Annotated in this window: 9 protein-coding genes; 5 read left to right on the top strand and 4 right to left on the bottom strand. The window is 51.0% G+C overall.

All coding sequences use genetic code 11. The features are described 5' to 3' along the window. Window positions 1–87 precede the first annotated feature (87 nt). Window positions 88–2994, bottom strand: coding sequence for an excinuclease ABC subunit UvrA (uvrA, locus tag KJB30_RS09685; protein ID WP_214298537.1), 2907 nt, complete (start codon window positions 2992–2994; stop codon window positions 88–90). Between the two features lie 548 nt (window positions 2995–3542). On the opposite strand from uvrA, the gene KJB30_RS09680 reads away from it, so the two are divergent. Next, window positions 3543–4271: a PEP-CTERM sorting domain-containing protein gene (locus tag KJB30_RS09680; RefSeq protein WP_214298535.1), complete on the top strand. Its 729-nt coding sequence runs from the start codon at window positions 3543–3545 to the stop codon at window positions 4269–4271. Window positions 4272–4675: 404 nt separating this feature from the next. Here the strand turns inward: KJB30_RS09680 and KJB30_RS09675 are convergent, their stop codons facing one another. Further along, entirely contained in the window at window positions 4676–4948 is a 273-nt protein-coding gene (locus KJB30_RS09675; protein ID WP_367618966.1) for a sensor histidine kinase, read from the bottom strand. Between the two features lie 306 nt (window positions 4949–5254). Then, the gene (locus tag KJB30_RS09670) at window positions 5255–7588 is read right to left on the bottom strand and encodes a PAS domain-containing sensor histidine kinase (RefSeq protein ID WP_214298527.1); all 2334 of its coding nucleotides are present in this window, start codon (window positions 7586–7588) and stop codon (window positions 5255–5257) included. A 260-nt stretch (window positions 7589–7848) separates the two neighbouring features. Between KJB30_RS09670 and KJB30_RS09665 the strand changes: the two genes are divergently transcribed. The 4 genes from KJB30_RS09665 (at window position 7849) to KJB30_RS09650 (ending at window position 13698) form a co-directional block, all read left to right on the top strand. Beyond that, the gene (locus tag KJB30_RS09665) at window positions 7849–8034 is read left to right on the top strand and encodes a hypothetical protein (protein ID WP_214298525.1); all 186 of its coding nucleotides are present in this window, start codon (window positions 7849–7851) and stop codon (window positions 8032–8034) included. Window positions 8035–8219: 185 nt separating this feature from the next. After that, window positions 8220–10208, top strand: coding sequence for a methyl-accepting chemotaxis protein (locus KJB30_RS09660; protein ID WP_214298523.1), 1989 nt, complete (start codon window positions 8220–8222; stop codon window positions 10206–10208). 415 nt (window positions 10209–10623) lie between these two features. Then, window positions 10624–12252, top strand: coding sequence for a methyl-accepting chemotaxis protein (locus KJB30_RS09655; protein ID WP_367618962.1), 1629 nt, complete (start codon window positions 10624–10626; stop codon window positions 12250–12252). An 81-nt stretch (window positions 12253–12333) separates the two neighbouring features. Then, complete coding sequence (locus tag KJB30_RS09650; RefSeq protein WP_214298519.1) at window positions 12334–13698, top strand: hypothetical protein; 1365 nt, start codon at window positions 12334–12336, stop codon at window positions 13696–13698. A gap of 64 nt (window positions 13699–13762) precedes the next feature. Here KJB30_RS09650 and KJB30_RS09645 read toward each other — a convergent pair whose 3' ends face one another. Further along, on the bottom strand, window positions 13763–14413 hold the full coding sequence (locus tag KJB30_RS09645) for an outer membrane protein (protein WP_214298517.1): 651 nt from the start codon (window positions 14411–14413) through the stop codon (window positions 13763–13765). Window positions 14414–14462 lie beyond the last annotated feature (49 nt).

The raw sequence follows: 14462 nt of genomic DNA, 5'->3' as shown, positions 1-14462 counted from the left end.
GGGACTTTATCGTCGGACGAAGATTAAAAAGGGGACCACCGTTATCGGTAGTCCCCTTTTTGTTGTACAGGCAGAGATATTTTAAGGTCACAACATTTTGCGCAGATACTGTCCGGTGTAGGATCTGGTGACTTTCGCCACCTGCTCAGGCGTTCCGCAGGCGATGATTTCTCCCCCCCGGTCACCCCCTTCGGGCCCAAGATCGATGATCCAGTCGGCGGTCTTGATCACATCCAGGTTGTGCTCGATGATCACAATCGTGTTGCCTGCCTCCACCAGCTTATCCAGCACATCCAGCAGTTTGGCGATATCCGCGAAGTGCAGGCCGGTGGTCGGCTCATCCAGGATGTAGATGGTGCGCCCCGTTGCCCGCTTGGTCAGTTCCTTGGCAAGCTTGACCCGCTGGGCTTCCCCACCGGAAAGTGTGGTGGCCGCCTGGCCGAGGGTGATGTAGCCCAAGCCTACTTCTTCCAGAGTTTTGAGCTTGTTCTTGATGCGCGGGATTGCCCCCATGAATTCCAGAGCCTGGGAAACCGTCATCCCCAGCACATCGGCGATGGATTTGCCCTTGAACTGCACTTCCAGCGTTTCCCGGTTGTAGCGGGCACCTTTGCAGACTTCACATTCCACGTACACATCAGGCAGAAAGTGCATCTCGATCTTGATGATGCCGTCTCCCGAGCAGGCCTCGCAGCGCCCCCCCTTGACGTTGAATGAATATCTTCCCGGCTTGTAGCCCCGCAGCTTGGATTCGGGCAGGTTGGAGAACAGGTCGCGGATATCTCCGAATACGCCGGTGTAGGTGGCCGGATTGGAGCGCGGAGTGCGGCCGATGGGGGACTGGTCGATGTTGATGACCTTGTCCAGGTGTTCCAGCCCCAGCACATCCTTCACCGCGCCCGCTTTCTCTCGACTGCGGTACAATCGCTGACTGAGCACCTTGTGCAGGGTATCGATCACCAGCGTCGACTTGCCTGATCCCGAAACCCCTGTAACGCAGGTCATCACCCCCAGCGGAATCTCGGCATTCACATCTTTAAGGTTGTTTTCACTTGCCTTGATAATTTTCAGATGTTTCGAAGGTTTTCTGCGCTTCTTCGGCACTGGAATAGTCAGATCACCTGACAGATAACGACCGGTCAGGGACTCGGGATTCTTCATCACCTCGTCAGGAGTACCCTGGGCCACCACCTCACCGCCATGCACTCCGGCACCCGGCCCCATGTCGATCAGATGATCCGCTTCAAGAATCGTCTCCTCATCGTGTTCCACCACCAGCACGGTATTGCCCAGGTCGCGCAGCCGCTTGAGAGTTGACAAAAGGCGCGAGTTGTCGCGCTGGTGAAGACCGATGGAGGGCTCGTCAAGGATGTAGAGCACCCCCACCAGAGAAGAGCCGATCTGGGTTGCCAGGCGGATGCGCTGCCCTTCCCCGCCCGACAGGGTTCCTGCAGTACGGTCCAGGGACAGGTAGTCCAATCCGACGTTTACCAGGAAAGAGAGCCGTTCGCGCACCTCCTTGAGGATACGGCGGGCTATCTCCTGCTCCTTGTCGGTAAGCACCAGCTCCTCGAAAAAACGCAGGCCATCGCGGATGGCAAGAGCGGTCAGATCCCGGATGGTGCGGCCGCTGATCAGCACATGCAGCGCCTCCGGTCGAAGGCGTGCCCCCTGGCAGGTCGGACACGGCATCACGTTCATGTACTTTTCCAGCTCTTCCCGGGCCGCATCGGATTCGGTCTCCCGCCAGCGACGCTGGAGGTTGTTCAGCACCCCCTCGAACTCCTTCTGGTAAGTATGGCGCCGGTCCCCCTCCTCCTCCCACCAGAACTCGATCTTCTTGCCGCGGGAACCGTTAAGGATCACGTCACGGACATCTTCCGACAGCTCTTTGAAGGGCTTGCGAATATCGAACTTGTAGGCCTTGGCAAGCGCATCCAGGACCAGGTGAAACCAGCCCGAAAGCCGCTTCTCCCACGGGGCGATGGCCCCTTCACGCAGGGAAAGTTCCGGGTTGGGAATGACCAGTTCCGCATCGAAGTACATGCGGGTGCCCAGTCCGGTGCAGTCGGGGCAGGCTCCATGGGGGTTATTGAAGGAGAAGAGCCGTGGCGTCACCTCCTGATAGGAAATGCCGCATTCCACACAGGCAAGCTTTTCCGAGAAAATCAGCGTGGACTGTAGGGGCGGGGTCTCCCCGCCCTGGTTTTTTCCGCCCCTGCGCGCCGACCCAGGGCGGGGGGACCCCGCCCCTACGGGTTCGTCCGTGACCGGTGCAACCACCTCAACCTTGGCAACCCCCTCGGCATGATGCAGCGCGGTCTCCAGCGAATCGGCCAGCCGGCGCTGGATTCCTTCCTTCACCACCAGGCGGTCCACCACGATATCGATATCATGCTTTTTCTTCTTGTCCAGCTCTATCTCTTCGCCCAGCTCCCGCATCTGGCCATCCACAATTACGCGGGTAAAGCCTTCCTTGCGCAGCTGATTCAGCTCTTTTTTGTACTCCCCCTTGCGACCGCGGATCATGGGTGAAAGTAGAGTCAGCTTCGTTCCGGGAGGCAGCGCAATGATCTGGTCCACCATCTGAGAAACCGTCTGGGAGGTGATTTCCTTGCCGCAGGATGTGCAGTGGGGATGACCGACGCGGGCAAACAGCAGGCGCAGGTAATCATAAATTTCGGTAACCGTGCCGACCGTGGAGCGGGGATTCTTGCTGGTGGTTTTCTGCTCGATGGAGATGGCCGGAGAAAGCCCTTCGATCGATTCCACATCCGGCTTTTCCATCTGCTCCAGAAACTGCCGCGCATAGGCGGAGAGCGACTCCACATAGCGGCGCTGCCCTTCGGCGTAAATGGTATCAAAAGCCAGGGTGGACTTGCCCGAACCGGACAGACCGGTAATTACCACCAGCTGATCCCGGGGGATCTCAACATCAATGCATTTCAGATTGTGCTCGCAAGCACCTTTAATGACTATTTTATCGTGGGACATCGAACTCTCGAAAAGATGATTTTATTGATGAATTTGATTTATTAAGACTAGCCGTATCTCCATCTAAAAGCAAGGGGCAGAGCACCGGAGAGGGTTATGGGAAGGGATGGAGAGGAGGGGAAGTGGTGGATAGGCCAGTCTGCCATGCACAAGCGACCGGTATTGCCTGTGCAGGTTAGACGGAAGCTGGGCCACAGAAATTTTTTTGTATTTTTAATTTAACTTTAATCATTTTGTGATAGTTTGCGACATTTCGAGCAGTGGTGACTATGGCAGGATTACGCTTGATCGGCCATTGTAGCGTGCAAGCCGGGGTCCAAGAGAATAAAAATTAAGGGTGACCCTCCGAATTAAGGTGAGATCCACAAGCGAAATTATGGTTCATTCAATATGGCAAAATCAGGGGCACAGAATTGGAAAAGCATACAGTATTAGATGCCAACCGCTCAATAAAACGTTGAAAAGAGAATGTAGCAAAAGATCAAGAAATCATAAGCAATCAATATATTGAGGGATTTTCCCCTCAATTAAAAACATCCGGAGGTAATATGTCAGGAAATTTATTCAGTCGGTTTATTGTATTTTACGCGATCGCTTTTATCTGCTCTGTGAGTATTGCATCTGCGACAACAATCGATTTTAGTCTGAATAATCTTGTAAGAGAATACCAACTTGGAGTTGGTTCGTCATACTACAATCCAGCCTTTGTGAACAGTCAAACAATAAACCTCGGGACTCCCTATACCGAGATTGAGCAATACTCAAGGAAACTTTCAGGTACATTTTTACTGCCTAAATATACAAATAATCAAGGGAGTATTGTTGATGGCTGGCTCTATGGGAGATTAGTTATTGCTGATGCTTCTGTTTACAATCAGCATATATATTCAAACTTTAATTTGTTACATATTGACGGCCTTGAATCAACTAACTACCACTATCAGAATGTTTTTGGCACAGTCACGGATTTTACTGTCAACCAGGACATAAACACCGACATTTACTCATTCAACTTATCCCAGTCAATGTCATCACCCACTGATCCAAACTGGATCAGTGGGTTTTCGACCGGCAACATTCTTGCTCGTATGTGGTTCGATGTGGATGGTCCAACAGGTTACACCTTGTTGGAAAACGGTTTTGTAGATATCAGCAATGCGTCAGTTCATTTTGAAAATGCAAGTACACCGGTGCCTGAACCTTCAACTTTTTTCCTGCTAGGAATTTTGGGAGGGCTACTCATACTTTATATGCACATAAAACAGCAACACTACTGAGTAGCCATCATTAAAAAGGGCGAGTTCGAATTACAAGTACACCACGTAGTATTCTCGTTGGAGAATTTCAGAAGATAGATTCAAGTCGCAGGGGCGTGAACGAGGACGGCTGCAGGGACGTTGTTTATTTGTTGACTAGAGGACGGCTGCAGGGACGTTGTTTATTTGTTGACTAACGCCGGTAAGAGCACAGGGACGTTGTCACCTTTATCAATTCACATATGTTAACCAGCTAAAAACCATGCCGCAAACTGCTCGCATCGACACTCCTGACCTGCTTCAACACGTCATCTCGTGGGATCGAGCGGCAGAAAATCTTCATTGATAAGAAAAGACCTGGGCGTTGATTCCGAACCACCTGCTGCTCCAGCCAAAACGATCCAGCCTATCGACCTTTATGGCTCTCAGCTGATAACACTCTCTCGCGTATCACAGACCGGTATTCGCATGGTGAAAACCGTCCCTTTGCCGACTTCGCTTTCCACCATGATCTCACCATTATGTTTCTTGATGATGTCATAGGTAATACTCAGCCCCAGACCTGTCCCCTTGCCTACCTCTTTTGTTGTGAAAAACGGCTCGAAGATTTTCTCCTTGATCAATGGCGGAATCCCGCACCCGTTGTCAGCGATGGTCACGAAAATTGATCCTGACTCATGCCAGGTTTTGATCGCTATCTCGCCCTGGACGGCTGCAGGGACGTTGTTTAGTTGGGACGGCTGCAGGGACGTTGTTTAGTTGTTGACTAACGCCGGTAAGAGCACAGGGACGTTGTCACCTTTATCAATTCACATATGTTAACCAGCTAAAAACCATGCCGCAAACTGCTCGAATCGACACTCCTGACCTGCTTCAACACGTCATCTCGTGGGATCGAGCGGCAGAAAATCTTCATTGATAAGGAAAGACCTGGGCGTTGATTCCGAACCATTTTTACCTGCTGCTCCAGCCAAAACGATCCAGCCTATCGACCTTTATGGCTCTCAGCCAACAACACTCTCCCGCGTATCACAAACCGGTATCCGTATGGTGAAAGCCGTCCCTTTGCCGACTTCGCTTTCCACCGTAATCTCGCCGTTGTGTTTCTTGATGATGTCATAGGTAATGCTCAGCCCCAGGCCTGTCCCCTTGCCTACCTCTTTTGTTGTGAAAAACGGCTCGAAGATCTTCTCCTTGATCGATGGGGGAATCCCGCACCCGTTGTCAGCGATGGTCACGAAAATTGATCCTGACTCATGCCAGGTTTTGATCGCTATCTCGCCCTTGTTTTCGATGGCATGGGAGGCATTGACAATGAGGTTCAGGAAAACCTGGTTAAGCTGCTGCGGATTGCACATGGTAATGGGGATATCCCCAAACTCCTTCTTTACCGTCGCGCTGTATTTCAGCTCGTTCCAGACGATATTCAGAGTGCTCTGCAGGCAGTCGTTGAGATTTGCCGCGCTGGACTGAACCACTCCCTCCCTTGAAAAGCTCTTCAAATCCAGAACAATGGAACGCACCCGCTCAGCACCATCCTTGGACTCCTGGATAAGCTCGCCGATGTCCCCCATGATTTTATCCAGCTTAAGCGCCTTTTTTCCATCCTCAAGATCCTTCAGATCTTCCGGGGAGAGGGAAAGGGCATATTTCTCGTGCTGCATACTGATGAATGTGCTCATCCTGCTTACATATTTTTCCAATGTGCTCAGATTGCTTGCGACGAACGCAATCGGATTATTCAGCTCATGTGCCACGCCGGCGGAGAGAAGGCCGATGGAAGCCATTTTCTCCTGTTGCAGCATCTGGGTCTGGGCTGTCTTCAGCTGTTCATATGCCGTTGCCAGTTCCTCATGGTTTTCCAGTAACTGCGCCTGTTTCTTCTGCAGCCTTCTCTCAACCTCTTTTTTCTCGGTGATATCCCGATGAGTAAGAAGGATGCTCGGCTCTCCGTAAAAATCGAACGGTACGGCGGATAAAAGCATGGTAGCGACTTTGCCCGACTTGATCCGCAACTGCACCTCGAGATTGCTGACCACCCCGTCCCTCTTCAGGTGCTGCAGCATTTTTACTCTATCTTCTTTTGCTGGCCAGAGCTGAAGATCGAGACTGGTTTTACCGATTACCTCTTCACGCTCGAAACCAGTTGTTCTTGAAAAGGCTTCATTTACTTCCAGAAACAGACCATCCGCCAGTCGGGTAATACTTGTGCTTTCAGGACTGGCGTTGAATGCCGTCGCGAATCTCTGCTCCGAAAGGGTCAGCGCTTCCTTCTCTTCCTTCAACTTCTTGATCAGAAGGTTGAAGGAGTTGGCCAGAAGACCGATCTCATCGTTATTTTCATATTTGAAAACCTCCTGTTTATCACTGTTTTCCATGAGTGAACGTACATGCTCGGTGAACCTGGCCAGCGGAACTGTCATGTAGCTCATCAGAGTCCAGGCCAGGAATATGGAAATAAGCATTATGGCTGAAAATGCACCATAGAGGATCTTGCTGGCGTGGATAATCGGTCCGTATGCTTCTCCAAGGGGCATGCTTGCACAAAGAATCCAGTTGGTGGCCCCCAATCTTTTATAGGATGCCAGGACCGGTTTGCCATCTTCGGAGATCGTTTCGCCACTTCCTTCAAAACCTTTTAGAACCTGGCCCAGGAGCTTGTCCTTGTCTGACAGCGCCATCTTCTTGAGAATGTTGTTCTTGTTGGGGTGCATTATGACAACACCGCTGGTGTTGAACAAATAGAGGTAACCGTTCTTGCCAAGTTTGGTATCAATGAGTTTGCCAAGGAAGTTGTTGCGCGTCAGATCAATAGCCCCTAAAAGCATTCCCTGCATCTTCCTGCTCTCCCCAAAAAGCGGGGCAGTAAACATCACAATCGGATGTTTGTTTTTCTGCAAAGTGATGAACGGATTGGAGATAAACGGCTTCTGGTTCTCCAGGGTTTTTAAAAAATATTCCCTGTTTCCGAAGTTTTTCTTGAACATTTCTGCTTCATAAGGGGCCAAAGCCAGCATTTTGCCTGACATGTCGACCAGCGCGAAACCACTCTGGAACATCTCCCGGGTATCGAGTCTGCCTTCGATGACTTCCTGTGCTTTTGAAAAATCTTTGGGGAAAATTTGGGCAACAGTAGCAAGCTCAGTCTGGGCAGTCAGAATCTTGTCATCAATTTGAGAAGCCAATGACGATACAAGTGTAAACTGCTGTTGGGCGATATTGGAGCGCAGCTGCTGACGAAAGAAGCTGATGCCGAAAAAACCAAGACCAGCAACAATAACAACGCCAAATACTGCTACAGCAATGGCAATTTTTGTTTTCAAACTTATTGACCGCATTTGTTCCTCCGCGAAGCGACTTCTGCTCAGGCAGTGTCTTCCATACCCGAGCAGCTTCTCTTATCGGTAACAGTCGACTTAATTAAAGGAGTTCCCGGGGGAATTATCTCTCTGGGCTTCCCGGACCCACCAGCCAGCCCGCCTCACGTAAGACTTTAATATTAATGTATTTTTACACCACTCAGTAACCCGCCATTCTTGTCTTTGTTACTTTCCTGTGGGATAATTGATACAGGAAAAATTACAGGGAGGTGCTCTGAATGACAGCTCTTAGAGACGAAAGAGAGGAAGAAAGAATCGAAGAACTGGCCACAGAGGCCGAAATCTCGTTAGGGGTAGATGGCTCCAGAAAAGATCTCAAAGAGAATCGGGGGATCATCAAACAGACGCTTTATAATGGTTCTCACAAACTGAAACACATCATTCCAAAAGGGAAACATGTTTAACAGGATCTGATTCAGCTGAACAATAAAAAGGACCACAGCACGACTGTAGTCCTTTTTTATTACTCACACGTTGATCTGCCCGGATGGCCTATCTTTTAATTAATTTTTTGACTTAGGTCATTTTTCCTGATCCCATTTCAGCTACTGTCGGGCAAAAATCCTACTCATGTTTTGGAGAGGCCTGCATGCTGAAAAATCTCAAAATCGGTACCAAACTGCAGCTGATGTTAATCCCGCCTATCCTGGGGCTTCTCTTTTTTTCAATCCGCGACGTAAGCGACAAGATAGCCTCTGTACGAGACATGCAGCGCACCAAATCATTGGCCTCGCTATCGGCCCTTACCGGCGGGCTGATTCACGAACTGCAGAAAGAGCGCGGCATGACTGCCGGGATGATCGGCTCCAAAGGTGAGAAGTTCAAGCCTGAGCTGGCCAAGCAGCGGGAAACAACTGTCGAGGCCCAGAAAAAGTTGAGTGAGTTTCTAACCCAGCGGAGCGCAAGCCTGGAAGCTGTTAAACAGCCGCTTGAAACAGCAGCTGCCAAGCTGGGAAACCTGGGCGCTACCAGAGCGGCAGCCGACAGCCTGACCCTGACCGGAAAAGAGTCCTTCGGCTTTTACAGCGGTGCCATTTCCTCCTACATTGAACTTCTCGCCGCAGCTGGACGCATGACAGCCAATGCTTCCCTGAGCGGAGACGCAACTGCCGTGTACGCCTTTGTCAGTGCCAAAGAACATGCCGGTCGGGAACGAGCAACCCTGAACGCTGTTTTCAGCGCTAACCGTTTTGATGACGAGACCTACCAGCGCTTTCTCAAGATCCTGTCCGCGCAGGATTCCTATCTCAACCTGTTCAACCTGTACGCAGATAAAGCGAGCAAGGACATTGTCCAGGAGAAACTGGCCTCGCCTGCAGCCAAAAAGGTGGAAGAAATGCGCGCCACGGCTCTTGCCAGGAGTTCTGCCGGTGAACTCGACATTGCACCGGAAGCATGGTTTTCTGCTGTTACGGAAAAAATCAACGGCATGAAGCAGGCCGAGGACAAACTCTACGAACATTTTACCGCAGCAGCGGACAGCTTTGAGGCGGTAACAAAAAAGAGCCTCACCATGAGCATGCTTCTTACCGCTGTCATTTCGATCATCTCTCTGGCGCTCGGTTTCATCGTGATGAGCGGCATTGTAAAACCGCTTAAAAACCTCAACTGCATGCTCCGGGATATCGCCGAAGGTGAAGGAGACCTGACTCTTCGCCTCGAAACGGACCGCAGCGACGAGATCGGCATGGTGTGCAGTAACTTCAATATCTTCGTAGAAAAAATCCACTCGATCATTGCCCAATGCTCCAATACAACCGCACTGGTAACCACTTCAGCGGTGCAACTTCACAGCACCGCCGACCAGATCGCTACGGCCGCCGAGGAGGTAGCCTGCCAATCCACCACCGTGGCGACCTCCAGCGAAGAAATGTCGGCGACTTCCAATGACATCTCCCACAACTGTACACTGGCCTCCGAAGCTGCCGTCCGTGCAACCGACACCGCCCGCGAAGGAGCTGAAATCGTGCAAAAAACCCTGGTGGGCATGCAGAACATTGCTGAACGGGTTCGCGAGTCGGCTCATACCGTGGAAAGCCTCGGTTCCCGGTCCGACCAGATCGGCGCGATCGTCGGCACGATCGAGGATATTGCCGACCAGACCAACTTGCTGGCGCTGAATGCCGCCATAGAAGCGGCCCGCGCCGGCGAACAGGGGCGTGGCTTTGCGGTTGTGGCCGATGAGGTGCGCGCCCTGGCCGAGCGGACTACACGGGCCACCAAGGAAATCGGGACCATGATCAAGGGGATCCAGCAGGAGACAGGCGCTGCTGTTCAGACCATGGAAAACGGAGTACAAGAGGTCGAATGGGGAATGGAGAGTTCGCGAAGGTCAGGGGAAGCGCTTCAAATGATCGTCGACGCCATTAACGAGGTCACGATGCAGGTTCATCAGATTGCTACTGCAGCCGAAGAGCAGACCGCTGTCACCGGCGAAATCTCGAGCAACATCCACCAGATCACCGATGTGGTGCAGGAAACCGCCAGCGGAGCTCATCAGACCAGCTCTGCCGCATCGCATCTTTCACAGCTGGCCTCGGAATTACAATCTACGGTGGGAAGATTCAAACTGGTTTAAATAACAAAAGGGCGAGACCCAATCTCGCCCGAATCCCCCTCCTCCGCCCTATCGGGTACCCCTTAAGTACTGTGGCCCTAAAGGAGAAGGTGCCCTGCCCCCGAACTGGTCCCACTCCTTGCTTACAACTTGACATCACCTCTGAGACAGTATTCCCTTCTGCGAACCTTCATCCATTAATTATAAAATAAAAATAAAATTATTTATTTCTCTTTCATGTCCCCAACAAAAATGGTGCGCAATGTGCTTGCGTCAATAACATCATTTTCGATAAATGAATATAAATCAACAATATAAGTAATTTACTTATGAATACAATAAGACTCCATTATGAGGCTTACGCTATTTGACGATTAATCGATGCTACACCCGCCCAATGAAGCTTTAATTTTATTAATTAAACATGGAGGCCTTTGTGAAAAGTTCAGACATCAAAATCGGAGTACGTCTTGGAGCAGCCTTTACATGTGTTTTATTGCTGATGATGCTGTCTGTGGCATCGAGTTATTACCTGATTAACAAGATTGATAACAATATTGACCAGATTGTAGAAAACAACCACGTAAGAACCGAGAAAGCATATGAAGCACTAATAGCTTTAAATAACGTTGTCAGTTCTGCCCGCTCATTCACACTTCTTGAAAATCATTCAAACAGAGATCAATTTTTAAAAGAAATCCAGGCAAGTCGCCAGGAGTACAAGCAGGCAATTGCCAAAATAGAAGAATTGGATCAGATGGAACAAGGAAAAGCGATAATAGCAAAATTGAAAGCAGTAGTAGCTCCGGCTGCAGCTGCAAACAACAAAACCCTGGAACTTTCCCAGAAGGGGCAAAGAGAAGAGGCTATCGCCATGCTTGTCAACGAAACGATGCCTCTTACCGACAAAACCAAGGATAATTTCGTTGAGCTTCTCAACTATCAGAAAAACGCTTCCAAGGAGATGAACGAAAGAACCGCGACCTATAGTCACAGGGCTCGCTACATAAATATCATATTAGGCCTTGTTTCCTTACTTACAGGTATTGCAGCAGCAATACTGGTTACTCGCACCATCACCAAGCCCATTTCCGAGCTTGTTGCCATGAACAATCGCCTGGCGGATGGTGATCTGACCATGAATATTTCAGTAACAGGCAAAGATGAAGTGGGAGTCCTGGCGGATTCATCACGAAAGGTTATTGCCAATTTGAATCACATCCTGAAGAGTGTAGCCGAAACATCCAGCCAGGTGGCTTCGGCATCCAATCAGCTTCAATCCACTGCAGAACAGATTGCCACGGGCGCCGAAGAGGTCGCATCCCAGACAAGCACCGTGGCAACAGCAAGCGAGGAGATGGCTGCCACAAGCACTGATATAGCTCGCAACTGCAGTATGGCGGCCGAAAGTTCACGGCAGACCAGTGCATCCGCGATCAAAGGGGGTGCCGTAGTACAGGAAACCATCACAGGAATGGGCAAGATAGCTGAACAGGTCAGGCAGTCGGCACAGACAGTAGAAAGCCTGGGAGTCCGTTCTATTCAAATTGGCGAGATTGTCGGGACCATTGAAGATATTGCAGATCAGACCAACCTGCTTGCGTTGAATGCTGCCATTGAAGCTGCCAGGGCCGGGGAGCAAGGGAGAGGGTTTGCTGTTGTTGCCGATGAAGTCAGAGCGCTTGCAGAGAGAACGACCAAAGCAACCAAGGAAATATCTGAAATGATCAGGACCATCCAAAATGAAACCAAAGTTGCCGTTCAAGCAATGGAGGAAGGTGTTCTTGAAGTAGAAAAAGGCGCTTCAAGTTCGGAAAAATCAGGTCAGGCCCTGGAGGAAATACTCAGCCAGGTAAATGAAGTCACAATGCAGATCAACCAGATTGCCACTGCCGCAGAAGAACAGACTGCTACAACCTGCGAGATAACGACAAACGTACAGCAAGTTACTGAAGTGGTGCATAATACTGCACGCGGGGCAAGCGAAACGGCAACCGCTTCGGCTCAATTAACTGCAAACGCGCAACTACTGCAGGAGCTGGTATTCAGGTTCAAGCTGGCATAATCATCTGACACCGATGAAATTCAAAGATGAGGAACCGATTATTAACAGCATGAATTAAAGCTTTTGCTGTATCATCAGAACATGCACCTGCTCCTCCATTATTCAATCAGATCGTCACTCACCCTGCTCTACAGCAAAGCGGCTTATCCCTGTGCTGCCTGGGCTGTTTTTCTCGTTTTATGGGCGTCTGCCCCCGGGCCGGCCAGTGGAGCCGATATTGAGATCGAGAAGGATGGCTCGGGCAGCATGTCCGCACCCACAATAGAACTTCCCAGTTACCACACCCCTCTGGCAGGAGAACCGGTCAGTACCACATCCTTTGGTACAACTGTGGACATCCCTCCCCGAGACCGGGACAACAATGCCTCCCTGGTCCTTGGCAGCACCCTCTTCACAACTTCCCTTGCAGGGCGGGACGCTCTCCCGATCGGATCCGTTTACCTACGACACCGCTGGGGCGATACACGCCTCCGGGCAATTCTCGGTATTTTCGTCAATGAGTTTGATATCTCCCGAACCTTCGGCAACCTGCAACTGCTCGGGCACCTCGACAACAACACGATACCCTTTCCCGATGAAGAGATCTCCGATGGCCAGGAAATCAGGAGGACCTCCATCATCTGGGGTACTGTCAACGGCCGGGCAGGCATTGGAATGCGCATTCCTGTCGCCCCCTTCCAGGCAGACAATGACCTCAGGCTGCAGTTGTACGGCCAGGCAGGCTACCTATACACCAAGCCCACTTCCGATACCGGCCCGGAAGTGCGACTACCTCCCGATACGACAGTCTTCGGCACGCTCCTGCGGGTGCGGTATGACGGCCTGCGCCGCAACTTGATGGAACTGCCCCACAGCGGCCTTGCCAGCGGGATGGACGCTGAGGCTATGCGAAGAAACAAATGGTCCGACGCCAACTACGGCGGCGCCCTCTACCCGCGAGATGAGACCCGCGACTACCTTAAAGTTTCCGGCTACCTGCTGGCCGCCGGCGGGATTCCCGGCCTTTCCGAAAAGAACCGGCTCCTTTTCAGCTTTTACGGCGGCTTTACCCCCTATGGAAAGCTGGACCGCTTTTCGGCCTTCCGCATCGGAGGGGGACCGATGCCGACTGAAACCGACGACCTTTATCGCCAGGTCTACCCGGGCGCCATGTTCAACCAATTCCCTGTCTCGGATTATCTGATAGGGTCAGCTGAATACCGGCGGGAACTCCTCTTTTTCCTGCACCTGCATCTCCGTTACACTTATGCCTGGGTCAAACGCAACATCTTCACCGACAATACCCGCATGTTTCAGGAAAAGCAGGGCAAGGTTTTCTCGGCTGCCATCACGAGTGGTTTCTTTTGGAATTCTCAGCTTTTTATTGAATATTCCTATGACACCAGCATTCTTCGCAACGGATCACCCGGCAGTTCATTGCTGCTGCTGTGGTCAAAGGAATTATGACGGTTTTTTTGCGGGGACGTAGGGGCGACCGGCCGGTCGCCCCTGAATTGAAACAGGAAACAATTCAAAATCCGAGCCGCAGCCCCAAAACAAGGTTGTGACTAAAGTAATCGACACCGAATTTTTGTCCGTTAAAATCGGTAAACTTCGGCTTGGTGCTGCCAAAAAAGCGATAGCCGAGATCAAGGTTTAGATAATCTGTCAGCGGATAATCAACTCCAGCACCAAGTTGATAGGCCAGTACCACCGTAGAGTCGCTGGCCAGTGCCTGACCATCCACTTTCAGATCATTGGCTTCGATTCGGGCCGCCCCGACACCAATGCCCACGTATGGTGACCAGGACAACTTGTTGTGAAAAACAGCGAAACAGTTAAGCAGCAGACTGTCTGCCGTCAGGTTACCCCCACCTTTGGAGGTTCCTTCAACAAAACTGACTTTGTCTAATGGATTGCTGCGATGATTGTATTCAAGTTCGATTCGCCCTTCTCCCACCGGATTGTCATACCTCAGATCCCACCCGACAACTGCGCTTCCCTGAAAACCAGGATTAAAACCGAGCTTGAAGCTTTCCTGGCCGTTTGAGGCTTTGGCATCCATCAGTGCACTCCCTCCAGCGAGGATCCCCACGTAGGGACCGGTATGTTCAGCCCGTGCAGGGACGCACAGCAGGAGCAGCAGGCACACGTAAATCGTCATTTTGCTGATTGGTTTCATATTATCTCACTTCCTGGAAAATTTAATTTGTGATGATTCCATATATGCC

Origin of the sequence: Pelotalea chapellei (genome assembly GCF_018531195.1) — a bacterium.
Taxonomy (GTDB): Bacteria; Desulfobacterota; Desulfuromonadia; order Geobacterales; family Pseudopelobacteraceae; genus Pelotalea; species Pelotalea chapellei.
The sequence above is the reverse complement of the archived record's forward strand: the minus strand, read 5'-3'. Positions and strand labels throughout refer to the sequence as shown.

Coding starts and splice junctions, on each gene's coding strand:
- KJB30_RS09670 (WP_214298527.1), bottom strand. CDS start 7,588: ATGCGGTCAATAAGTTTGAAAACAAAAATTGCCATTGCTGTAGCAGTA.
- KJB30_RS09645 (WP_214298517.1), bottom strand. CDS start 14,413: ATGAAACCAATCAGCAAAATGACGATTTACGTGTGCCTGCTGCTCCTG.
- KJB30_RS09660 (WP_214298523.1), top strand. CDS start 8,220: ATGCTGAAAAATCTCAAAATCGGTACCAAACTGCAGCTGATGTTAATC.
- KJB30_RS09650 (WP_214298519.1), top strand. CDS start 12,334: ATGCACCTGCTCCTCCATTATTCAATCAGATCGTCACTCACCCTGCTC.
- KJB30_RS09680 (WP_214298535.1), top strand. CDS start 3,543: ATGTCAGGAAATTTATTCAGTCGGTTTATTGTATTTTACGCGATCGCT.
- KJB30_RS09665 (WP_214298525.1), top strand. CDS start 7,849: ATGACAGCTCTTAGAGACGAAAGAGAGGAAGAAAGAATCGAAGAACTG.
- uvrA (WP_214298537.1), bottom strand. CDS start 2,994: ATGTCCCACGATAAAATAGTCATTAAAGGTGCTTGCGAGCACAATCTG.